General features: G+C 39.0%; 28 protein-coding genes, 1 tRNA gene and 1 pseudogene. 27 read left to right on the top strand and 3 right to left on the bottom strand.

Annotation, left to right across the window (positions count from 1 at the left end; genetic code table 11):
• Positions 1–47 precede the first annotated feature (47 nt).
• A tRNA-Asn gene (locus QZR76_RS06900) sits at positions 48–121 on the bottom strand.
• Positions 122–308: 187 nt separating this feature from the next.
• Between QZR76_RS06900 and QZR76_RS06895 the strand changes: the two genes are divergently transcribed.
• Positions 309–641, top strand: coding sequence for a diguanylate cyclase (locus QZR76_RS06895; RefSeq protein WP_294141645.1), 333 nt, complete (start codon positions 309–311; stop codon positions 639–641).
• Positions 642–689: 48 nt separating this feature from the next.
• Here QZR76_RS06895 and QZR76_RS06890 read toward each other — a convergent pair whose 3' ends face one another.
• Both QZR76_RS06890 and QZR76_RS06885 read right to left on the bottom strand, forming a co-directional pair.
• Entirely contained in the window at positions 690–1,073 is a 384-nt protein-coding gene (locus QZR76_RS06890; RefSeq protein ID WP_294141644.1) for an MmcQ/YjbR family DNA-binding protein, read from the bottom strand.
• 249 nt (positions 1,074–1,322) lie between these two features.
• On the bottom strand, positions 1,323–1,724 hold the full coding sequence (locus QZR76_RS06885) for a helix-turn-helix transcriptional regulator (RefSeq protein WP_294141642.1): 402 nt from the start codon (positions 1,722–1,724) through the stop codon (positions 1,323–1,325).
• Positions 1,725–1,788: 64 nt separating this feature from the next.
• Here QZR76_RS06885 and QZR76_RS06880 point away from each other — a divergent pair, with 64 nt between their 5' ends.
• The 26 genes and pseudogenes from QZR76_RS06880 to QZR76_RS06755 all read left to right on the top strand — a co-directional run bounded on the left by QZR76_RS06880 (position 1,789) and on the right by QZR76_RS06755 (position 20,514).
• Positions 1,789–1,962, top strand: coding sequence for a hypothetical protein (locus QZR76_RS06880; RefSeq protein WP_294141640.1), 174 nt, complete (start codon positions 1,789–1,791; stop codon positions 1,960–1,962).
• 63 nt (positions 1,963–2,025) lie between these two features.
• The gene (locus tag QZR76_RS06875; RefSeq protein WP_294141638.1) at positions 2,026–2,619 is read left to right on the top strand and encodes a LuxR C-terminal-related transcriptional regulator; all 594 of its coding nucleotides are present in this window, start codon (positions 2,026–2,028) and stop codon (positions 2,617–2,619) included.
• A gap of 135 nt (positions 2,620–2,754) precedes the next feature.
• A complete protein-coding gene (locus tag QZR76_RS06870) occupies positions 2,755–3,027 on the top strand; it encodes a hypothetical protein (protein WP_294141636.1) in 273 nt (90 codons plus the stop codon).
• Between the two features lie 264 nt (positions 3,028–3,291).
• Positions 3,292–3,719 (top strand): annotated as a pseudogene (locus QZR76_RS06865) (hypothetical protein).
• A gap of 18 nt (positions 3,720–3,737) precedes the next feature.
• On the top strand, positions 3,738–3,926 hold the full coding sequence (locus QZR76_RS06860; RefSeq protein WP_294141634.1) for a hypothetical protein: 189 nt from the start codon (positions 3,738–3,740) through the stop codon (positions 3,924–3,926).
• A 29-nt stretch (positions 3,927–3,955) separates the two neighbouring features.
• Positions 3,956–4,222 (top strand): hypothetical protein, encoded by a 267-nt coding sequence (locus QZR76_RS06855; protein WP_294141632.1) that lies wholly within the window; start codon positions 3,956–3,958, stop codon positions 4,220–4,222.
• A gap of 14 nt (positions 4,223–4,236) precedes the next feature.
• Complete coding sequence (locus QZR76_RS06850) at positions 4,237–4,614, top strand: hypothetical protein (protein WP_294141631.1); 378 nt, start codon at positions 4,237–4,239, stop codon at positions 4,612–4,614.
• 10 nt (positions 4,615–4,624) lie between these two features.
• Positions 4,625–4,885 carry a hypothetical protein gene (locus QZR76_RS06845; RefSeq protein ID WP_294141629.1) on the top strand — a complete coding sequence of 87 codons (261 nt, stop codon included), beginning with the start codon at positions 4,625–4,627 and terminating at the stop codon, positions 4,883–4,885.
• 510 nt (positions 4,886–5,395) lie between these two features.
• The gene (locus QZR76_RS06840; RefSeq protein WP_294141627.1) at positions 5,396–5,728 is read left to right on the top strand and encodes a hypothetical protein; all 333 of its coding nucleotides are present in this window, start codon (positions 5,396–5,398) and stop codon (positions 5,726–5,728) included.
• Positions 5,725–6,048 carry a hypothetical protein gene (locus QZR76_RS06835; protein WP_294141625.1) on the top strand — a complete coding sequence of 108 codons (324 nt, stop codon included), beginning with the start codon at positions 5,725–5,727 and terminating at the stop codon, positions 6,046–6,048. The genes QZR76_RS06840 and QZR76_RS06835 overlap by 4 nt, the downstream gene beginning before the upstream one ends.
• Positions 6,045–8,972: a hypothetical protein gene (locus QZR76_RS06830; protein WP_294141623.1), complete on the top strand. Its 2,928-nt coding sequence runs from the start codon at positions 6,045–6,047 to the stop codon at positions 8,970–8,972. The genes QZR76_RS06835 and QZR76_RS06830 overlap by 4 nt, the downstream gene beginning before the upstream one ends.
• A 471-nt stretch (positions 8,973–9,443) precedes the next feature.
• On the top strand, positions 9,444–9,938 hold the full coding sequence (locus QZR76_RS06825; protein WP_294141621.1) for a transcriptional regulator: 495 nt from the start codon (positions 9,444–9,446) through the stop codon (positions 9,936–9,938).
• A gap of 87 nt (positions 9,939–10,025) precedes the next feature.
• Positions 10,026–10,448: a hypothetical protein gene (locus tag QZR76_RS06820; RefSeq protein WP_294141619.1), complete on the top strand. Its 423-nt coding sequence runs from the start codon at positions 10,026–10,028 to the stop codon at positions 10,446–10,448.
• Positions 10,449–10,513: 65 nt separating this feature from the next.
• Positions 10,514–10,732: a type II toxin-antitoxin system HicA family toxin gene (locus tag QZR76_RS06815; protein WP_294141617.1), complete on the top strand. Its 219-nt coding sequence runs from the start codon at positions 10,514–10,516 to the stop codon at positions 10,730–10,732.
• A 45-nt stretch (positions 10,733–10,777) separates the two neighbouring features.
• The gene (locus QZR76_RS06810) at positions 10,778–11,188 is read left to right on the top strand and encodes a hypothetical protein (protein WP_294141616.1); all 411 of its coding nucleotides are present in this window, start codon (positions 10,778–10,780) and stop codon (positions 11,186–11,188) included.
• A 130-nt stretch (positions 11,189–11,318) separates the two neighbouring features.
• Positions 11,319–11,966 (top strand): hypothetical protein, encoded by a 648-nt coding sequence (locus tag QZR76_RS06805; RefSeq protein WP_294141614.1) that lies wholly within the window; start codon positions 11,319–11,321, stop codon positions 11,964–11,966.
• 277 nt (positions 11,967–12,243) lie between these two features.
• On the top strand, positions 12,244–12,510 hold the full coding sequence (locus QZR76_RS06800; protein WP_294141612.1) for a hypothetical protein: 267 nt from the start codon (positions 12,244–12,246) through the stop codon (positions 12,508–12,510).
• Positions 12,497–12,628, top strand: coding sequence for a hypothetical protein (locus tag QZR76_RS06795; RefSeq protein WP_294141610.1), 132 nt, complete (start codon positions 12,497–12,499; stop codon positions 12,626–12,628). The genes QZR76_RS06800 and QZR76_RS06795 overlap by 14 nt, the downstream gene beginning before the upstream one ends.
• An 87-nt stretch (positions 12,629–12,715) precedes the next feature.
• Positions 12,716–13,606: a S49 family peptidase gene (locus QZR76_RS06790; RefSeq protein ID WP_294141608.1), complete on the top strand. Its 891-nt coding sequence runs from the start codon at positions 12,716–12,718 to the stop codon at positions 13,604–13,606.
• Between the two features lie 3 nt (positions 13,607–13,609).
• Positions 13,610–15,079, top strand: a complete 1,470-nt coding sequence (locus QZR76_RS06785) for a hypothetical protein (protein ID WP_294141606.1) — start codon at positions 13,610–13,612, stop codon at positions 15,077–15,079.
• Between the two features lie 18 nt (positions 15,080–15,097).
• Positions 15,098–15,661, top strand: a complete 564-nt coding sequence (locus QZR76_RS06780; RefSeq protein ID WP_294141604.1) for a hypothetical protein — start codon at positions 15,098–15,100, stop codon at positions 15,659–15,661.
• Between the two features lie 102 nt (positions 15,662–15,763).
• Positions 15,764–16,657: a hypothetical protein gene (locus QZR76_RS06775; protein WP_294141602.1), complete on the top strand. Its 894-nt coding sequence runs from the start codon at positions 15,764–15,766 to the stop codon at positions 16,655–16,657.
• Positions 16,654–17,331, top strand: a complete 678-nt coding sequence (locus tag QZR76_RS06770; RefSeq protein ID WP_294141600.1) for a hypothetical protein — start codon at positions 16,654–16,656, stop codon at positions 17,329–17,331. Before QZR76_RS06775 ends, QZR76_RS06770 begins: the two co-directional genes overlap by 4 nt.
• Positions 17,324–17,911, top strand: coding sequence for a hypothetical protein (locus tag QZR76_RS06765; protein ID WP_294141598.1), 588 nt, complete (start codon positions 17,324–17,326; stop codon positions 17,909–17,911). Before QZR76_RS06770 ends, QZR76_RS06765 begins: the two co-directional genes overlap by 8 nt.
• On the top strand, positions 17,871–18,803 hold the full coding sequence (locus QZR76_RS06760) for a hypothetical protein (RefSeq protein ID WP_294141595.1): 933 nt from the start codon (positions 17,871–17,873) through the stop codon (positions 18,801–18,803). Before QZR76_RS06765 ends, QZR76_RS06760 begins: the two co-directional genes overlap by 41 nt.
• Positions 18,781–20,514: a hypothetical protein gene (locus QZR76_RS06755; RefSeq protein WP_294141593.1), complete on the top strand. Its 1,734-nt coding sequence runs from the start codon at positions 18,781–18,783 to the stop codon at positions 20,512–20,514. Before QZR76_RS06760 ends, QZR76_RS06755 begins: the two co-directional genes overlap by 23 nt.
• Positions 20,515–20,598 lie beyond the last annotated feature (84 nt).

Raw genomic sequence — 20,598 nt, 5'->3', positions numbered from 1 at the left:
AGGGTAATAAAAAAAAGCCTTACAAACTTTGTAAGGCTTTTTTAGAGCTCCTCAGGTAGGACTTGAACCTACGACCTACGGATTAACAGTCCGCCGCTCTAACCAACTGAGCTACTAAGGAATTTTCTCAAAAGCGATGCAAATATATGGATTTGTTTGGTTCTTGCAAAATATTTTGGAAGAAATAATTTGAAAAAATCAACAGGAGCGGGAGTTTCAAAAGGATTATTTTTATAATCAGGTGAATGAAATAAATGAAATCCTATTGAAATGTTGTAGATTTGTGGCACAAATAAAAAAGAATAGCTATGGATTATATGAAAGAGTTAAACGTGGCTGTCACGGTATGTGATAAAGACGGAAACATCTTAATGATGAATGATAAATCTCAAAAAACAAATCATGGGGATCTGGTTGGACAAAACGTGTTGGATTGTCATCCGGAGCCGGCCAGAACGAAATTGCTCGGTTTAATGGAGAATCGTTCTACAAATGCTTATACAATTGAAAAAAATGGGGTTAAGAAATTGATCTACCAGACTCCTTGGTATGAAAACGGAGAATACCGGGGATTGGTAGAATTTTCCTTAGAGATACCTTTTGAAATGCCGCATTATGTTCGAAAACCCCAAAATGTTTGATGGATGGGTAATAACATAATAAAAGATGGGTAGTTTTAAAAGGCTACCCTATTTTTTTCGATTGGATTCCGTCAATGAAAATTCCTTAAAATGTTCTTTTATAAAGCTTTTGGGTAGCTTTAGAATAACTTCCCGGTAGGAGTGTTCGATCAGTTCCTCGATCAATTTGTCCGATAACGAACCGTGCATATATATGGTGTTCCAGTGTTTCTTGTTGAAATGATATCCCGGGACAATTTCGTTATATTCTTCCCTTAAAATAATCGCTTTTTCTGGATGGCACTTTAAAGCGATCCATTCAAAAGGTAGAATGTCGGTACAGGCGAACATTTTGTTAAATACCTTAAACACCAGAGTGGTTTCATCAAATGGAAACTCTTCTGTCGTGTGGGGAAAGGAGAGGCAAACTTCTCGGAATTCTTCGATGTTCATAAATTCTTGTTTCCTGCTTTTTAATATTATATTTATTACAAAGTTATAAAATAATCATTTCGAATAAAAAACACTCAACTCTATTTTCACAAAAGAGGAATTGAGTGTTTTTTGTAGGTAATCAATGTTTTTGTGGAGCAGCAGGGAAGCTGCGAAAGATGAACAATTGATTGATTATTATCTATTTATAGGGCTGGGCAATTTGTCCATAATGATCATTTTAATATTTAATAATTTTCTTCATTTCACCTATCCAACGGCATCTGCACATTCTACATCTTCTTCCGGAGGGACAGACGTTTTTTTGCCTATTAGTTCTAACATTTTTATTTTTTCCTCCAATAGAATTATGCGCGCATCCTTTTCTTTGACAAGTTCTTTTAAAAGTTGCTCCCTGTCAGAAGTGGAATTAGGTATTGTATTATTTTCGCTATTGTCATAGAAATAGGATACAGGAACATTTAATTTTTGAGCAATGATAGGTAACGTGTCCACATCAATTTTCGAGGTCCCTTTAAACCAATTCGCAACTGTTGGACGAGTAAACCCTACCATGTCGGCGAGTTCATTATATGTAACTTTTTTTGTCTTAAGTAACTCTTTTATTTTCACATATATAGAAGAAATATTGCAATTTTCTGACTTTTTCATGTAAAATATTTGCCTTTTTAAAAGTTATATATTTATATTTGTGGTATAAATATACGTAGAATATATGGAAGAAAAAACGGTAAAAAGTATGAATTTGGCATTTATGCAATCGACGGAAAGATTGTATGTGTTGATCTCTAAGCAGATGAAAGAAGAAATAAAGAAGAGAGCTAAAAAGGATAATATGAAAGAATCGGTTGTTGTCCGTTTGGCTCTTGCTGAGTATCTAACAAAATAAGTTAAACAAAAGATCCCGCTTCAGGTCTGGAAAACTTACAGCGGGATCCTAATCTTTACGATTATGGGAACAAATGTAGTTATTGATGAAGGAAATAACAAATTTCCTGCTGGCTTATTTACGGGGACGGAAGTCTTTGTGAAAGGTTATGAAATTTATGCAATGCATCAGGGGCAATGTTTACTTTTTCAAAATTTACCAAGTATGGAAAAAAGACTGTTTGTAGATCAATATATCATGGATAAAGAGGGACAGCGTTTTATCCGTGATATATTAGGTATAACGGGTTTTGAAAGTGGTTTTAAAAGATGGTTGTTTTGTAAGTTCGGATCGCTCGATGGAGATCCCGATTGTATTGACGGAAGAATTACTCCGGATCAATATAATTCTGCTTGTTTAAAAATAAACTGTCCTGGGCGTGGCATTTTTTGTGGACAATCTTCCGGATTAAAGAGTCGTGATGTGGAAACTTTACATGAGTTTGTTGCTGGTTATCCAGTTAAACAAATTGCAGATCATCTTAGTTTGTCTAAAGCGGCCGTAAAAAGTAGAGTGGAGAGACTAAAAGAAAAACTTTCAGCATCGAATGGAGCTGCTTTAGCGGCAAAAGCTGTCGTTTTGGGTATTCAGCCATTACATAAATGCCGGGAAGAATAAAGCCCGGTACTGGAGAGGATCTGATCGGTTTAAGTAAAATGTGAGAGCGAGGTCATGCCGGTACGTGCTAACAGAAGTCGCTCATGCGGGTTCGAATCCCGTTCTCTCCGCACCCCAACTTAAAAATAAGAGAGTATGAAAAAAGATGAAAAACAATTAGAGAAGCCCATTGTACATGCAATGCATCGGGTTCATGAGTATGAGGAGGCATCATTGAAAACAAAAGAACGAGGTTTTAAATGTTTGTTTTCAGAGTTTAGGTATCAAGCAAAATCGTTATTCGTGGATAGAGTAAGTGGAATAGTTGAAACAGAATGTTTTAGGATTTTTGTTACTTGGGATTGTATTGGACGAGCTTTCGTTCAAGGATCTCGTGCGAAGGATTTTGATTTAATATTAACAATTTGAATATGAAAGTAATAAATGATTCTCTTTTTAAAGCAATCTCCGAATTTGTTGTAACAAAGCAAAGCGCAAGGACGGCAGGTATTCAAATAAAATTCCGAATCGGCTTCTCGATTTAATGGAAGAATGCGGTATTGTTGGACCGAGAGCAGGTGTAAATGCTCGACCTGTTTTAATTTCAGACGTATCGGCTTTGAATGATGTTTTGAATAATTTGGAATTGTGTGCGCAAGAAGTTTTTAATTGATAGTTTAAATAATTTGAAGTATGGCAAAAATATATGTAGCAAGTAGTTGGAGGAATCAATATCATCGGGATATGATTTATTTCCTTCGTGAAAATGGACATGAAGTATATGACTTTAAAAATCCTCCTCACGGGAATGGCGGGTTTCAATGGTCGAGTATTGATGAAAATTGGCAACAATGGAAAACTTCTGAATTTAAGAATGCTTTAAAACATCCGATTGCAGAGGCTGGTTTTAAGTCTGATTTTGATGCGATGAAATGGGCAGACGTTTGCATATTGCTTCTACCCTGTGGACGTTCTGCACATTCAGAAGCAGGATGGATGAAGGGAGCTGGTAAAAAAGTCTATGTTTATCAGGTTTGGGGGGGGAACCGGAATTGATGTATAAGTTATATGATGGTATTATGACATGTGGAACAGAATTAATTGAAAAGTTAAATGATTAATTGAAAACGATTTAAAGTATGGAAAATGACTACAAAATAGGTGATGTAGTTCCTTATCGAAACGCAAAAGGCAATATAAAACTTGCAAAAATAACATCGTTTCAAACGGTAGAAAAAGGAAAGATTTGGTTTAATGGCATTGACACAGTTACAAAAGCTAAAGTTTGGTACCCAGTACATATATCTAAAACATTAAAAGTTAATTAGAAAACAATAAGAATATGAAAAAGAAAACTGTGACAATATTGGCGTTAGCTTATGCAAAGAGAATATGCGATTCGCAGCCTAATTGCATTGACCGCATGGATGTTCTTAAACTGGTAACTAATGCATATAGAGCTGGGCATAACAGAGCGAACGAGGAAGTAAAAGATAAAGCATCCAAGGCGTTTTGTGATAAAATGAACAAGGAAAGCGTCATGTGCAAATTATCAAGGCAGTATGATATGGTTTGCCGGGGCACGTGTCCGGATTACGAAAGTTTTATGGATAAATTAAGTTGAAAACGATTTGAACTATGAAAAAAATTACAATTACAGTAAAACGAGAACAAACCTACACGATTGAGCTTGACGAAAATAAAATAGATAATAAGTTTATAAAAGCTTGGTCTAAACACATGAACGACATTACAGGGGAGCCTGATGAGCTTTGTTTAGAGGAACTTGATCGTATCGATGAAAATAATTACCCGTATTTGAACCTTGCAAAAGAAGTAGCTTACAATGTGATGGTTAACGAATGCGATTATGTTGAAGGATTACAATTCCAGCGTATAGTAAATAATGACGTCCTAACAATTGCCCCGGATCGTGAGAATTATGCTGTGTGGTACGAGCAGGTGGGATATCCTGATACTGAGTATGAATTTGATTTAGACAATACAAAACTTTAACTATTGAGATATGAACAAAAAAAATTGTAAGAAAATTCAATATGCGGCTGCTATACAGACGCAACTGTCTGAAATGCTACAAGATGAAGAATGTATGAACCATCTGGAAGACTGGGAAGAGCATGTAACCGAATTTTTTACAGCTATAAATATGGCCACCTGTAACATGTACAATCAAATAACAGGCGATAAAAAAACACTATTAGAATTTAGTTACATCGTTAATCAACTTACAGTTCAACATGTTATAGAACAAAGAGAGGACAAATAAATAAAAACTAATCGAAAACAATTTGAAGCATGGAAGAACAACAATTAAAAATTAAGGTACATTGTTTAACTCGTAAACCGGGTGATCAAACCTATTTTTTTACAAAGGATGAAAAACATTGCTTATGCGTCGATTACAATTCTGAATGGGATTTTGGGAATGGTTCTCCGTCGGGATCTCGCTTGTCTGAGATAGAAATTCATACAAATAATGCTTTCTGTTTTAAGTATATACCAGAGATACAATTATCTGAGGTCCCCGAATGTATTATTGAATTACTAACTTATTTGAAATAACTGAAAGAAAACAACTTGGAGCATGGATGCAAAGAAATACAAGCGAAAAAGTAATATCCTATACCGTTTACGAAAAAATGGTATACGATGCATAACTAGGGAACGGACTATCTTTTATCCGTTCGGAAAAAATCCATATGAGATACTCCAGATTAGACAACTTCTAACGGAGTTTAATTTTGTCGTGCAGACTTATATTCAGTAAATTAATAGTATGGATATTATTACGGTAAAACATAGTATCCCAAAACATTCTTGTTTTGCGATTGTTCTGCCGGCACGAGGTAATTATGCGATTCGATGTCGGTTGGTTAATGGACGGGAAGGAGAACTTTACAAGTTGGCAAATGACGGGGAGAATGAGATTTATGCTGAGTTGTTAGATATGTTCGTGTATACATTAAAGGAACTTCCGGAAAGTAATTGTTATTGGGCTTACGGGATGAGTAAAGAGAGGTTGATTCAGGCTTTGATGAACAAATTTCCTTGTTTGCGGGAAGATTCAGAAATAGAATTATTACTGTTACGTAAATGTAAAGTAAAATGAATGATAGGGTAATAATAAAAAAAGTAAAACTTAGAGGACCGAATCGTCCCAAGCCGGGCTTGATTTCCCCACTTTTTTTTCGTGTATTTGTTACGGCTGCCGTTGGAGGTGGAGAGGTTGTCTTAACCAGAAAGTTTTATGGATCGATTGGAATAAAGCAGAAGAGATGGGGATTATTGATGAAAGGAGAGTTGTCTCCGGATATCGATGAAATACAACGCGTTGCCCGGTACTTTAACAAAAAATTATTTTTAAGGACAGGCTTTGTGCATGTAGATCTTTTCTCCCAGGATGAAAAGGTTTTAACGATAGAATTATGAGTGAAAATAGAATCGAACTTGAAGAATTGTGGTTGGCTACTGACGGCGGTCGAGTTGTGATCGAGCAGCTGTACCCGGAATCAAAAATTGGATTTGAGAAAAAACGAAACTTTCGGATCCGTCCGGAATCAGAAGATAAATCTCCTTCGTGCTCGGTTTTTAAGCATAAAAGTGGAAAATATTGGTTGCTCCAGGACAAGGGAGGGACCGACACGACAGCTAAAAATGCGGTACAGCTTGTAATCACTGAATACCAACTTGATTTTGTTTCTGCAATTCGATGGATCGCTGAAAGATTTGCCTCGGAGCTGATAAAAGAAAGTTCAGAAAAAAAGAATTTAAGGCAGCCGGAAATCTCGAAGGCTCCACAATCGTCAGAAGAGATTCAGATCGGACTTCGGAAAGGAGGTAAATTCACCGATGTTGAGCTACGTTGTTTAGGGTATAAGATCACACAAGAAGATTGTGATAACATGGGATTGTGTCCGCTTGATTATTATATCACGGCTAGAAATGACAAGGGGGAATCCTGGATTATTTCGGCGACCGAAAATTATCCTATTTTCTTTTGGGATTACAAGGATTGGGGAAAGATTTACCAGCCGTTCGGTGATGTTCGTTTCATGTATTATAAACAGAAACCGGAAGATTTTGTTTTTGCGGATCGGAAGGTTGAAAAGTTAATCTTGAATGCCAGGTCCGGGAAATATCCGGAGGTGGATGAAGATCGGGGAATTGATGAGAGAATACAGGATCTAGTGATCTGTTCCGGAGGATCTGATGCGTTGAATGTTTACGCTTCCGGGTTTGCTGTTTGTTGGCTAAATTCGGAAACGGAGCCGTTAAATTTATCCACGTACAGGATATTGTCGAAGATTGCAAAAAATCTATACATTCTTTACGATCAAGATTACACGGGTTTGCAAGCCATGTATAGAATTGCACTTCGTTATTTGGATATTTACGTGATAGCATTGCCGGAGGATCTTGCAAGATTTAGAACTTCTAAAGGTAAGCCAAGTAAAGATGTTAAGGATTTCTTCATGTTTTATCGCAATGGTGAGGTGCGTGATCCCAGAAAGGCGTTCAAAAATATCGTGAAGATATCTCAACCGCTAAGATTTTGGAACAAAAAGTTCGATAAGAAAGGTAATTTCACGGGTTTTGATATTAATAACGAGTGTCTTTACGGCTTTCTCCAGGCGAACGGATTTTATTGTCTTGATATGCCTTCCGGACGGAGAAAAATAACGTACATCCAGATACAGGATAATATCGTGCGAATTATCGCGGAGGATGATTTCGTGAAGTACGTGAATGATTTCTTGATTCGTTGGGTGAAAAAGAATCCGGACTATTATGATATAAATCTCCTGAATGCCATTCACCGGAGTAACCAGGTGAAGCTGTCTAGTCTTGATCGAATCAAGGTCATTAATCTTGATTTTAAAACTTACGGGCCAGACTTCGATTTTTTGTTTTTTCAGAACACGGCCGTGCGGGTTACAAGGGAGGGATTCGAGAAAGTGGCTCTGGAGAAGATTGGCAAATACGTGCTGGATCAGAAAATAATAGAGCATAATTTCATTCTTGAGAGTCCATCGTTTGATGTCGAGTATTCTGACAAGTACCAGAATCTGCAAAAGAAGCTCGCTAAGTGCCCCCCTGCTTCCCCCGTGTACAAGGAATTGAAAGAACAAATTGACGGTCTTCCGGAGGCTGAAAAATATAGCTTGACAATTCACGATCGGGATTTTTCCATGCTGAAGTATTTTTATAATACCGGCCGAGTGTATTGGAAAAAAGAAGAAGCCGGAAAGCCGCTTTCGGAGGATGAACGACAGGAGCAGGATCTGCATTTTATTTCAAAGGTTGCGGCGTTAGGGTATTTGATGTTTCGATACAAGGAAGAAGGTAAGGCGTACATGGTTTATTGTATGGAAACGGAGATCAGTCAGGAGGGGAAGCATCTTGGAGGTACGGGAAAATCTTTGTCCATGAAGACGCTGGGGAAGGTGCGAGCGCAGTATGTCCGAGATGGTCAGAGCAAGGCCATGGACGACGTTGAAAAACTTTTTGACGGTGTACAGAAAGGGAGAACGGAACAGGTGTACATCGATGACGTGAAGGAGACGGTAGATCTGCACCGGTTCATGCCGAAAGTCACAGGAGATTTCGAGGTCCGTTCGTTGTATAGTGACACGCAGATCATACCGTTTGATGAAGCCCCGAAGCTTAGTTTTACGTCTAACCACGGAATTAAGAAGTTTGATAGCTCCCTCCGGAGACGCACCTGGTTCAGTGCGTTTTCGGACTATTATCATCCGGAGGACCGCACCATGGGGATAATGGAGCGTAGTCCGTATACGGAATTTGGAAAGAACTTATTGACGGATTACACTACAGACGAAATGAATAAGTTCTATAATTTTATGGCGCAATGTCTCCACGTGTATTTGAAATTTCGTTGTCGAATCAATCCGCCCATGGAATCGATAGAGAAGAGAACTATCCAAAGAGAGATCACGGACGAGTTCATCTGGTGGGCCGAAGAATGGTTCACTCCGGAGCGATTGAATTGTAACCAGGACAAACAGGTTGCTTATGATGCCTATCAGCAAACAATGCCGGAGAAATTCCGCGGTAGTTTGAAGATGAATACATTTAAAGAACGTTTGCGCTTGTATTGTCGATTTGCATCTAATAAAGAGAAGGAATACATTTTTAATCCTGTGGATCTATTTAAGACCGAAACGGAAAGAAAGCGAGACGATATACGCGAGTACCGGGACGGGAAGGATGTTTATTGTTTCCATGTCCGTCTTGTTAAACGAAATTCCCCACACCCCCAAAAAAACGATAAAAAAGAGCAAAAAATTGACGGTTCACGGATTGAAATTGAAGAACCGGATACGCCGTTTTGATACAGCTTTTTTTTTGCGCCTTCCATATACTATTTATTTATGATATTATTTTTTCATTTTATTTGACGGAGTTGACGGAGTAAATAATAAATAAAAGATAATCAGGTTGTTAATCTCCGTCAAATGCTCCGTCAAAATTCCGTCAATATATTTGCTTTGACGGATTGAGTTTTAGTAGTCTTATATTCTGACGGAGTAAAAAAATGATTCAATTATTTGATTTATAATTATTTGTAGTTCTGTTTTTTTTGCTCCGTTAGATTTGTAAATTCGTGTATTTGAACTTTGACGGAGTTTGACGGAGATTTACAGTGTTGGTAAACAGATAATTAAGTGTGTTTGAATACTTATTCCGTCAAATTTTCTTGTTCTTTGTTGAAAAATCAATCAAATGAATTAATAATATAACTTTTAAATGTGAATAATTTGACTTTCATGTCAAAAAGTATATTTTTGAGAAAAAGTTGGGATATGAAAAGAGAAACAATTTTGATCGTGAATTTGCCTGCTCATTTATCTGACTATTGTCGGCACGAGTTGGGCTGTGATAAGCAAGGACGTGTAATTTTGAAACGGGGGCACGATATCGGAAAGCACATTTATTCTCACATGTTAGTTTCTGACTTGCCGGTTAGATCGAATAGCATGGCAAATGCCGTGGCATTCGTTATCCCGGTGACAGCGGCAAATCGTTATACGCTCGTTTCGAGATTTTTGTATGTTTCTCGATGGGGAGAAGAGAAAATTAAGGATTATATTGAGACGGAGTTTAACCAGAGGATGCGATTATTGTTTGAGGCGGGGTACCGGAAAAAATACACGCAAAAGGAGATCATTGAAGCTATTCTGGATGCTTATAATATTAAGAATACGGCTGTAAGTTATGAAGCAGTGAAAAAATCCGACTACCGTTACAAGAAAAAAACAAGAAAAATCATATTTGATGATATTAAAATTGTTGATTGATATGGAGTTATGATTAATTTCAGCTTTTGGGAAAGAAATAATGAATTTCGAATTGTTTTATAGTAACTAAAAGACAAATAATTTACAATGTTAAGGCAAATAATTGGGATTTCAGTAGTCGCTTTTCGGGCAATAAATTTGTTCCAAGTCAGTGGATCCTCGGTATGGATCGAATTGCTACCGGATGAGTCGTTTTATGAGTTGAAGCCGACTTTAAAAACAATTAAATTTTCAGAGAAATCGGAAAATAGTGAATCCGGAACAAGTTACGAGCAGAAATTGTCTTGTAATGTAACCGTTCAAGAGTCTAATAATAAATTGATTAATAACCTTGAATGCTCTCGTTTGATCGTGAAGATAGAGTATTCTACCGGGGAAATTGAGATCATGGGAACATCGGTGTTTCCCGTATTCCTTACTGCAAACATAAATATTGATAATAGTTCGGTTTATAAATTCGAATTTGTCTGTAAAACAATACACCGATTATTGAAATTAGTCGAAAAATAATGTCAAATTATTTTGGAAAGGTAACGAAAATAGTTACCTTTGTGATGTGTGATAAACTTAGTTCTATGAAAAGATTGTTTACGATCAGGGAGGTGATTAAAATCCTGACCTCTTTAGGTTGGTACCTCGCCAGACAAAACGGTACTAGCCATAGGCAGTTTAAACATCCGACTATTAGGAGGACTGTTACTGTCGATGGTAAATTATCGGAAGATGTTTCCATGAATAATTTAAAAAGCATGGAAAAACAAGCTGGGATCAAGTTTAAAGATTACGCGGAGTAAAATCCGCGTAATCGCACGCACACACTATAAATTAAATTTGGTATTATGAAAGTATTGGACGTAATAGTATGTAAGAATGAAAAATCTGTATCGGCTCATTTGCGGGATGTGGATGGTTTTGTGATTTCTCGCCCTTCTTTCGATAAACTTAAAAGGGATTTGCGTTCCGGTTTAGAGTTTCATTTTGAGGGATTGTACGAAGAGGAACGTCAGGACTGGATGAGTGAGGAGTATTCATTTAATTTTATTTTTGAGGATATTTCCGCTTTGATTGATAGTTTTAACGGTACTTTGAATCAAAGTCTTTTGGCTCGAATTGCAGGAATTAATGAAAGTTTGATGCGGCAATATGTTGCCGGTATAAAAAAGCCGGGTAGAAAAGTAAAAGAGAGAATCGAAAACGGATTGAAAGAATTTGCAGTAGAATTGAGTAATATACGCTTTACCGGAATGTAAAGCAAGTTTATCACACGTGAAAAGCCCTGGAATAGTTACCGGGGCTTTTTTATTGATGTTTTTTTTGAATTGTTAGCAAATCGTTGTATGTTTGGAAAGGTTATCTATGTTTAATTAAAAGATGAGAGTTGTGATGAAAGTCTTATTTATGATTATGATTATATGGTTGGGATGTATGTTTGTAGCGTGTGAAAATAAAGTTAAAACACAATCAAAAGAAAGCATTGTAAGTGAATCTAAAGCGGAAGTTAGTATTAATGGAATTACTTGTAGTATTTATAAGCGATCAGAAAAATATGTAAGAATATTGACTTCTGATACTTTGAATAGAAGGTATTTACAATTGGTTGCAGATTCATTAAAAATAGACAAAAAGGTTGTTTATTTTCATATACCTAATTATATTGAACATGGAGAAGAATATGGTGTAATTATGTTTGGTACCGTGGCTACATATAAGCCTCGTCATGAAAAACAATATATTAAAACAGTAATTAGTAAGTCCAAGAAGATTGAAGGACAAATGAGAACAAGAGTTTCAATCATTGCAGAGAATTTTGTAAAAAGACAATTGAAATCACCTAAAACGGCTGATTTTTGTAGTGATTGCGTTGTGGAGGAAGTGGAGCCGAACGTCTATACTGCATTGTCGTATGTGGATGCTCAGAATTCATTAGGGGCTACAATACGTACTCATTATAAACTTAAATTGGAGTGGAACGGGAAAGAATGGAATGATATAAATAATTGGAAGTTGTTGGATAGTAAATTTGAATAGTGGTAAAACGGGAGTTTTCCCGCTTTTATTTTGTTTTCTCGGAATAAATTCTCATCTTCGCAGTGTTCAAAGTTATTATGCAAGGTGGAGATAGACCACCCTTGGATTCACAAGAGTGGATTTTTTATATCTATCAGTGAAGAAAATATAAAGATATGCGGTGTATACCCCCGTGCCAATATCGTAATTGTATTGGCGAGCCTTGTGTAAGACTTTGAACAACGGGACAGGTACACCGTTTTTGTATTTTGTACCTATATGTTCAAAAATTACACATATGAAAAAGAAAGAAACACCCTCGAAAGAGGAAATCATGTCCGCTATTCAGTCGGATAAAAAATTTGTCAACGATTTACTCGTTGATAACGTGAAGATCCGTTTGTTTTTGAAAGAATGTTTTGACGAAAGTATTCTCCCGGAGATTGATGAAGAGATGGATCGGGAAGTATACGAGTTATCGCAACATCTGGAGGAAACTTATTCCTCGCTTACCGGTTTGTATGGTCATTTGATAGAAATGGAGGTACATTATGGAAGAGAATAGTAATTACGTGGTTGTTTATTTGTTTAAGAATATCTCCAGGGAGAATCTTGATAAGCTTGTGAAAGAGATAGAGGAAAATGTAGGTATAACTCCAATAAAAGTGGATAAATCAAGCTGATAGATAGGGTGGGATCGATAATGGTTCCGCTTTTTTTTCGTCCTTTTGAAATGGTGATCTTGGTCATATCTTGGCATAAAAAACAAGATGTATCCACATTTACTATCTCAAATACTTCGCGGAAATTGGTTCCTCCGTCCGGAAGACATCATGGCAGGTCACGTGCTTGTGCATAAACTTTTGGATGGAGGTTTTAGCAATGAAAAGTATTCCAAAATCTTATCCGAGTCGAAACCTATTACACAGTCTGTTTATGGGTTGGATTCAGATAAGTACGATAAAGCCCCCAGGGGAAGTACCGCAATAATTCCTATTCATGGTACTATGATCAAGTATGGCACCTGGTGCAGTTACGGTGCGGATGAAATTGCTGCAATTATCCGGCAGGCGAGTAATTGCGAGAATATTTCTTCTATTGTTCTGAGTATTGATTCCGGTGGAGGTGCTTGTGATTCCGTTGCGGTTCTTGTGCAAGCGATCGAGGATACCAGAGGAACGGGTAAGCCTGTCGTTGCATCGTGTGATATGGCGGCAAGCGCAGCATATTGGATCGCGACGGCTTGTGATCGAATTATTGCCGATAATAATATCAGTAGTAGTTTCGGATCGATCGGGGTGATGTGTAGTTTCGCCGATGTGCGTCCTGTTTATGAAAAAATGGGTTATGTTTTCCACGAGATTTATGCGGATCCGTCGGGTGATAAAAACGAAGCTTTTAACCTTGCATTGAAGGGCGAGTATGACAAGATTCGGAAAGAGAGTCTGAATCCCTTGGCAATACAGTTTCAGGAAACGGTAAAAGCGAATAGACCGGGGGTAAACGCTGAGATTCCGGGTATTTTATCGGGTAAAATGTTTTACGCCAAACAAGCTTTGGAGTATGGTCTTATCGATGATATCGGTACTTTGTCTAAAGCTGTCTCCATGGCGAAAAAGCTTGAAGCAGAGAATACAATTAATAATTATATAAATTCTTAGCCTATGAATTTTAAAAATGTTTTATCGGCCGTGTATTCAATACTCGGTATTTCCGCTTTAGAGAAAAAGGACGGAAAATCTACGCTAACGGAGGAACAGCGTGCGACTCTGACAGGAAAGTACGGGGAGAAATTCGTTGAGCAATTTGTGAAAGATCTCGAAACTTTCGAGAAAGGGGGAGGCGATGCCTCCGGGGAAGATGTTGCTAATTTGAGAGCGACGCTGGAGGGACAACAACAGAAGTACAATGATTTGAAAACAAAGTTTGAGGAGTACAAAGCTTCTGCGGAGGAGAAAGAAAAAAATCTTAACGGTTTGATTGAAACGTTGAGCGGATCAGCGGAAGATGATCGGGGTGCCGAGAGTTTATCTTCCGGAGGAAGTAAGCCGAAATTTTCTTTGAACATGGGGTTTCTTCATAACAAAGTTTTGGATAATGTTGCAAACGGGGACGGTCTGCAAGCTATGGCTGCCGATACTATTGTGACGGATGAATTGAAAACGGAGTTCGGGAAATATGTTTCCGATATGCGTTACGAGATCATCACGTTGCTTTTTGGGAAATTGCAAGCAACGCAATACATGACCACTAAAATGACAGAAAAGACGGAGTGGCAGGCGATTCAATCGCATATTACAAATTTGATGCAAAAGTTTACCCCGTATTGGACTCCCTCCGGACAGGTTAAGTTTACCCCGATCGTTATCAAAAATCGGAAACACAAGATTAATTTACCGGTGAAACCGGCAGAGATCATGGAGGACGTTATCGGTTATCTGTACGATGAAGGATTACAGCCGAAAGATATGCCAATTGTTCGCTACATTATAGACGTGTTACTGAAGCCGAAAGTGGAGGAAGAACGTGACGAGCAAATCGCTATCGGCGTGTACGACGAAACGAAAAACAAGAATAAAAAAGATGGAGACGAGGGCGATGAAGGCGGCTCCATGGATGGGTATGTTACGGTTTTGAAGAGTCTGCATGGTAATGCGGCGTGTAAGATGGTCCGCCTGTTGAAGGATGTGAAGTTGACCAGGGCAAATATCTACAATCAGTTCGATGAGATCTATAAACAAATCCCGAAAAAGTACCGGACAAAGAAATTGTCGTTTTTCATAGATCCGGATTTGTTGAACACGTATGATCTCGCTCGTGATGATAAATTTCCGAACTCGAAAAACGAGGACGAGGGGAAACGTCGTTTGCAACACACGAATTTCGAGTTTATTCCTTTGGATGGGATGGTTGGTACCGGTTGTTTTTTCATTACCCCGAAAGATAATTTTATTCACTTGCTTTCTAAAAATAAGGGAACGACGAAAATTTGGATGCAGGGAGAAAACTATGACGTGAAGATTTTTGCGGAATGGTGGGAAGCGACTGGTTTTGCAATTGCAGAGTTATTATTTGGATACGTGCCTCCTGTTGACGTGGTTGGTTCCGGATCCGGGTCAGAAGAAGGTGTTTAATTTTTAATATTGAGTTATATGGCAAATGAAGAGGTATATTCCCCAGTATCGATTCCAAAAGAATCGAACGGTGGACGGACGAAAGTAAAGGATCCGCGAATTTTGATCGGTAGGATTCGAGATGTGGTAACTTTTCCGGTTCCGGATAAAAAGGGTATTATTATCTCGCAACCGATTGGAATGGTTGCGGGTAAATCAATGGTGGCTATCGAGGTGACGGCTGCGAGTATAAGTATTTCTCAGCCGACGGAAGGTGATCCGGATAACAAAGGTTCAATTCCCGCGATTGAGGTTTCTCGCCCGGGCAGCTTGGAGCCGGAATTTGAGGCTTTTGTCGAGAATAATCTGAATGAAGACCTTTTTGCGATCGTGCAGTACCCGGAACAGAACGTGAAAAAGCTATTCGGTAGCAGGTATAATCCTCTCCAAATGGCGGTCGAAACGACTGACAATAACGAGGGTGATGTTAATAAATTAACTTTAACGCAATCACTGAGAGGTCGGCGAGCTTGTTTTTACGAGGCAGCTTTACCTCCGGTGCAAGGTGAAGCGGTAGTCGGATCCGGTGGAGAAGGTGTGTAGTATGGCTTGTTAAAGTGGAAGTCGGTCGTTTGGCCGACTTTTTTTGTCCTTGAATAATACTTGATGAATGTTGATTTTTATTGATTATAATCAAGTAAGAATATGACAATAAAGAAAACAAAGAATGAAATTATCCGGGAGGATCCCGTGGTAATAGCTAAACAAACTTCCGAAAAAGAAATTAAAGAGTTGAAAGCGGAAAATAAAAAGCTTCTGGAGGATTTTAAAGTTGCCGTGGAACTCCGGGATGAATACAAGGCGATGTTGAACGAAGTGGCACAGCCTTTGCTCGTTGTGATTCCTTATCGCAAAGAGGAAGTTCAGGGAAACGAATTGGAGTTGGCCGTGAAAGGCTGGAAAAAACACTTTAAGGAAGATTTCCAGATCGTTGTTGTAGGGGATAACGAGGAGTATTTGCCGAAAGATGTTATTCATGTACCGCACGAGTGCATAATTGATAATCCTCCATTGGATATCGTGTCGAAACTACGTGAGGTTATACTACATTTTCCCCAGGTTGAAAGTATTATTTTGACAAATGATGATATTTATCCGGTGAATGATTTTACTTTAACGGAGGTGGAACTACTCCGGGTGGATGGTTTGTTGACAGATAGGAAAAATACGGATAGACTTTATTCCACGAATAGAGAACGCACGGTTGATTTGCTCAAAAAAGAAGAAAAATCTTTGTATGATTATGGAACTCATACACCTGTATTCCTCGAAATAGAAAAATTGCTTGCGCTATTCGAGAAGTACAATATGGATACCGAGGCGTATTTGATTACCTCGTTGTATTTTAATACTTATTTCCCCGGTCGTGTTCCTCTTGTTCATCACCTGGAGTATGATAATTTTAAGGTGGGAGTATGTCGTCCGGATGCAAATTTACGGAGATTGAAAGAATTAATTCCTCGCAAGATTTGGGTGTATAACTCGGTAATGGGTTGGAGTGAAGATTTACAGAAAATTATTGAAGATAGGTTGAAATGACTCGCGAGGAAGAGATACTTGAATGGTTTAAAGGGGCGTGCAACATCGAGCAAGGTGTTGCACTCTATTTAAAGCATGGTGAAAACCGTCGTTTTAAAGCGTTGTTATCTCTTCATCCGGTTATATATCAACGACGCTTGAAATTGCTTTTGGCTCGTTTCGCCGAAGTTGAAATCTCGGATTATTCCGGGACGGGACGAGAAAAAGAGGGGGATAAATTCAGAAAGATGTACCCCTTTCTGGCTGATCGAGATTGTCCGGCAGAACTTAAAATCCTTGCGAGTGATAAAATTACGACTTACTGGACGTGCGTGGAACTGCATGAGAAATTATTTTCCTGCCACAAAAACGAGGAATGTCTTTTGGTTGTTCGGGAACTGGTAAATGCGTTTATTGAAGATCAAACGATAAAACGTGAACTTGATTACTACAAGCAGCACAAGGGAATACTCGGAGAACATCGGATTTTTGAACGGTTGAAGGCTATCGAGAGGGTTCGCTCCATGGGCGTGAAGGAGTTGTTCCGGAAAGAACGGCAACTTCGTGAAAATATATGGCGGATCAAAGCGGAAATTGCAAAAGGCGATAAGCCGCATTTACTCTCTTATCGGGAGCAACGTTTGCAAGAAAAACTGGACGAACTGGCAATGGTTGAAAAAAGATTGAATGAGTAATTTATTTTCATTATCGGAACTGGAGAAAGCGAAAGATCCTACACCGATCGATAAAAGTCGAGCGAAAAGTATTCGTTTCGAGGAAGCTCATTTGCGGCGAATAGAGAATATTAAAAACTTGTGCGGGGAATTGCCCTCCGGGAATGAGATATTCTTTTTATGGGCTTGTAAAAGCTTTAATACCTTTACTTTTATCCCCTACGTGATAAAGTATTCCGGGTTGATAGAGGAATTATGCTTTTCAACTTATTCAATTAATTCCAGGATAGTCGAGGCACTTATCCGGTGGTATGATAAGGGGGTCATTCTGTCGGTTACGATCTACATAGCCGACTCGATAAAATATCGAATGCCGGACGTGGTAACTTTACTTGAAGAACAAGCAAAGCAACGGCAAATCGAGATAATTTACGCGTGGAATCATTCCAAGGTGCAGTTATTAAAAAGCGGGGTTAATTATTTCGTGGTCGAGGGATCCGGGAACTTCTCGGAGAATGCGGCGAATGAACAATATATATTTTTAAATAGCAGAAAGGTTTATGAGTTTAGACGCGATTGTTTTGACGGAGGAAAAGCTTGAGGAACTTGAACGCCTGGCGGCTTTGGGGTACGGTGAATCGGAAATGGCGATGTATTTTGATGTGAATATCGAACGATTTATTGAAATCGCTGCAGATCCTGCGTCAAAAATAAATTATCATATCCGGAGGGGAATTCTGATTAACCAAGCACGTGAACAAATGGGAGTAATGAGTAGTGCAGAGGGGGGGAACGTGCAAGCGATACAGGCTCTAAGTAAGATCCGGTACCGAAAAGATTTTAATGCGGCACGTAAAGATATATTGTTGAATGACGAGATTGACGAGGGGTTGTATCATCGTCTGGAAGCTTACGTGGAAAAAGGTTCACTTTCTAATCTGCATCCGGACGAGGCACTTTATATCGAGTTGTTGGCGTTGATGAACGGTATGCGCCGGAAATACGGACGAGTGAAAACAATAAAATTTTTCTGTAAGTCTCCTTTTAGTTTAAATTATAGCCAGGCAAGGGCTATGTATGAACACTCGATAAATCTCTTTTACGTGGATTCTAAGGTCGAGAAGAAAGCTATGCGGGAGCTGAAAGCGCAACAATTGGAAGATGCGGCCGATATGGTTCTCCGGGTAGCAAAAGAACCTTCGGATTACGAGGTATATGCGAAATTAATAAAATTATCCGCAGATATTCGACAATTACATCTTCCGGATCCGGTGGAGGTACCCAAGGGAACTTATGACCGTCCTTACCAAGTTTATACCCTTGAACCGGAAAAGATCGGGATTGATCGTCCGGATCGTCTTGTCCTAGCCCGGCAGATTGATAGTATAAAAGGGGTGACTGAAGCCGAGAAAGAAAAAGCAAAGCGGGAGGCTAACATTGAGGATATTATACCATTTGAAGAAATGCTATATGGCAACGAAGAAGAAGCTTGATATAAAAAGTAAGCGGGTTGGAATATTGTACTCAAACTGGTTAGCACAGTTAGTTGCGCTAATCAAACCGAGGAATTTGTTTTTGATTGCTGGTCGTGGATCCGGGAAAACGAATGATTTTTTTACAGAGCGTCTGATTGATATGATTTACGAGTTGCCTGGTGCCCCGGTAGCTCTGGTGTCAGACACGTATAATAATCTGACAAAAAACATTCTTCCGATACTCTTGGATGGCTTGGATCGGAAGGGGTTTAGAGAGGGTGTTCATTACGTCGTCGAGCAGGAGCCTCCGGAGGTTACCCCCGAAATGCTCAAGGCGTGTCCGGAGCATCTTCGGGAGCAATTTTGGAAACCGTATAACAGAATATTGTCATGGAAGCACAGGATGATTTTCTTCACTGGTTTAAATATAACTTTTATAAGCTTGGATCGTCCTTCTGCCGCTGCCGGAAACTCGTTTGTACACGTGTTCGGTGACGAATCAAAGTATTTCCAGGAAGCGAAGATCGCAAAGCTCACTAAGGCTTTACGCGGATATTACGTGAAGTATGGAAAAAGCGTCTATTACCGGGGACAGACCTTTATTACGGATATGCCGAACCCAAATAACGCCTACGAGTACGACTGGATATTAAAGCAAGCCAAGCGAATGGATAAAAAGCAGGTAATGGATATCCTTCGGGTGGCGTTTGTGATGAACGAGGTGACAGAAGAACTAATTATAGCAAAGGAGTCCGGGGATGAAAAAGAGATTCGGAACAAACAACGGCTTTATGATCGTTGGAAAGAGAGATATAATGCCATCCGGCAGAAATCAACTTTTTTCTACGTGGCGTCCTCTTACATTAATGCGGCAATCCTTCGCCCCGAATATTTCGAGGACGAATTCGAGGGCGATCTTGAAGACGTGTTGACAGCTATACTTTCGACGAAACCCCGCCTTAGCCAGGGTAATAAATTTTATCCGGCGATAAAATCGGAAAACTATTACTCTGACGGATCTACGGAGAAATACAGTGCTGAATTTGGTGTGCGTGACCGGGAGGATTGCAGGATATTGAAATATCTCCGGATGGATGAACCCATTGAAGCAGGGATGGACTTTGGAAACATGATATCCATGACGTTTGGGCAGGAGCAAGGTAAAGATTATCGTGTTTTGAAGTGTTTGCATACTTTACCCCCGGAGTGGATCCGTGAATTGGCTGATAACTTCTTGGCTTATTTTAAGCTTCACGAGAAAAAAGAATTGCGTTTGTATTACGATCGTGCCGGTAATCAATACGAGAAAGTAAAACAGGATCTGGCGGCTAAAGTAAAGCAAGCGATCGAGAAAGACCGGAACGATAAATCGACGGGGTGGACTGTGATTTTGGAGAGCCGTAACCAAGGGACAATCTACACTTGGGACGAGTATGACTTTATGATGGAACTATTCTCCGGGAATAACCCGAATCTACCTCGTGTGTTGATTGATATGTATCATGCGAAACCGCTAAAATGTTCTCTGGAAATCGCTCCTGTGAAAATTGTAGAATACAAGGGTAAGAAACGGATTAGTAAAGACAAACGATCGGAGGGATTGCCTGTTAGCCGTTTGCTGTATGAATCAACAAACTTCTCTGATTCCTTTAAATATTTGGTGATGAGAAAAAAATGGCTGAAGTACACGAAGGTGCGGCAAGGTGGTTCCGTGGTGGGAGCCGGATGATTTTTTTATGCAGGGTTAGAAGCTTAGTTTTTGCTACTTTTTGTTATGGCATCTGAATAATAAAAAGTAGCACGGACACACGAA

It is taken from the genome of uncultured Sanguibacteroides sp. (genome assembly GCF_900543425.1).
Taxonomy (GTDB): Bacteria; Bacteroidota; Bacteroidia; order Bacteroidales; family Marinifilaceae; genus Gabonibacter.
Note: the sequence above shows the minus strand (reverse complement) of the source record. Positions and strands in the feature narration are given on the sequence as shown.

Excerpts from the sequence above, each read along its gene's own strand:
- QZR76_RS06895 (WP_294141645.1), top strand. The coding sequence starts at position 309 with ATGGATTATATGAAAGAGTTAAACGTGGCTGTCACGGTATGTGATAAA.
- QZR76_RS06890 (WP_294141644.1), bottom strand. The coding sequence starts at position 1,073 with ATGAACATCGAAGAATTCCGAGAAGTTTGCCTCTCCTTTCCCCACACG.
- QZR76_RS06885 (WP_294141642.1), bottom strand. The coding sequence starts at position 1,724 with ATGAAAAAGTCAGAAAATTGCAATATTTCTTCTATATATGTGAAAATA.
- QZR76_RS06880 (WP_294141640.1), top strand. The coding sequence starts at position 1,789 with ATGGAAGAAAAAACGGTAAAAAGTATGAATTTGGCATTTATGCAATCG.
- QZR76_RS06875 (WP_294141638.1), top strand. The coding sequence starts at position 2,026 with ATGGGAACAAATGTAGTTATTGATGAAGGAAATAACAAATTTCCTGCT.
- QZR76_RS06870 (WP_294141636.1), top strand. The coding sequence starts at position 2,755 with ATGAAAAAAGATGAAAAACAATTAGAGAAGCCCATTGTACATGCAATG.
- QZR76_RS06860 (WP_294141634.1), top strand. The coding sequence starts at position 3,738 with ATGGAAAATGACTACAAAATAGGTGATGTAGTTCCTTATCGAAACGCA.
- QZR76_RS06850 (WP_294141631.1), top strand. The coding sequence starts at position 4,237 with ATGAAAAAAATTACAATTACAGTAAAACGAGAACAAACCTACACGATT.
- QZR76_RS06845 (WP_294141629.1), top strand. The coding sequence starts at position 4,625 with ATGAACAAAAAAAATTGTAAGAAAATTCAATATGCGGCTGCTATACAG.
- QZR76_RS06840 (WP_294141627.1), top strand. The coding sequence starts at position 5,396 with ATGGATATTATTACGGTAAAACATAGTATCCCAAAACATTCTTGTTTT.
- QZR76_RS06835 (WP_294141625.1), top strand. The coding sequence starts at position 5,725 with ATGAATGATAGGGTAATAATAAAAAAAGTAAAACTTAGAGGACCGAAT.
- QZR76_RS06830 (WP_294141623.1), top strand. The coding sequence starts at position 6,045 with ATGAGTGAAAATAGAATCGAACTTGAAGAATTGTGGTTGGCTACTGAC.
- QZR76_RS06825 (WP_294141621.1), top strand. The coding sequence starts at position 9,444 with ATGAAAAGAGAAACAATTTTGATCGTGAATTTGCCTGCTCATTTATCT.
- QZR76_RS06820 (WP_294141619.1), top strand. The coding sequence starts at position 10,026 with ATGTTAAGGCAAATAATTGGGATTTCAGTAGTCGCTTTTCGGGCAATA.
- QZR76_RS06815 (WP_294141617.1), top strand. The coding sequence starts at position 10,514 with ATGAAAAGATTGTTTACGATCAGGGAGGTGATTAAAATCCTGACCTCT.
- QZR76_RS06810 (WP_294141616.1), top strand. The coding sequence starts at position 10,778 with ATGAAAGTATTGGACGTAATAGTATGTAAGAATGAAAAATCTGTATCG.
- QZR76_RS06800 (WP_294141612.1), top strand. The coding sequence starts at position 12,244 with ATGAAAAAGAAAGAAACACCCTCGAAAGAGGAAATCATGTCCGCTATT.
- QZR76_RS06795 (WP_294141610.1), top strand. The coding sequence starts at position 12,497 with ATGGAAGAGAATAGTAATTACGTGGTTGTTTATTTGTTTAAGAATATC.
- QZR76_RS06790 (WP_294141608.1), top strand. The coding sequence starts at position 12,716 with ATGTATCCACATTTACTATCTCAAATACTTCGCGGAAATTGGTTCCTC.
- QZR76_RS06785 (WP_294141606.1), top strand. The coding sequence starts at position 13,610 with ATGAATTTTAAAAATGTTTTATCGGCCGTGTATTCAATACTCGGTATT.
- QZR76_RS06780 (WP_294141604.1), top strand. The coding sequence starts at position 15,098 with ATGGCAAATGAAGAGGTATATTCCCCAGTATCGATTCCAAAAGAATCG.
- QZR76_RS06775 (WP_294141602.1), top strand. The coding sequence starts at position 15,764 with ATGACAATAAAGAAAACAAAGAATGAAATTATCCGGGAGGATCCCGTG.
- QZR76_RS06770 (WP_294141600.1), top strand. The coding sequence starts at position 16,654 with ATGACTCGCGAGGAAGAGATACTTGAATGGTTTAAAGGGGCGTGCAAC.
- QZR76_RS06765 (WP_294141598.1), top strand. The coding sequence starts at position 17,324 with ATGAGTAATTTATTTTCATTATCGGAACTGGAGAAAGCGAAAGATCCT.
- QZR76_RS06760 (WP_294141595.1), top strand. The coding sequence starts at position 17,871 with ATGAGTTTAGACGCGATTGTTTTGACGGAGGAAAAGCTTGAGGAACTT.
- QZR76_RS06755 (WP_294141593.1), top strand. The coding sequence starts at position 18,781 with ATGGCAACGAAGAAGAAGCTTGATATAAAAAGTAAGCGGGTTGGAATA.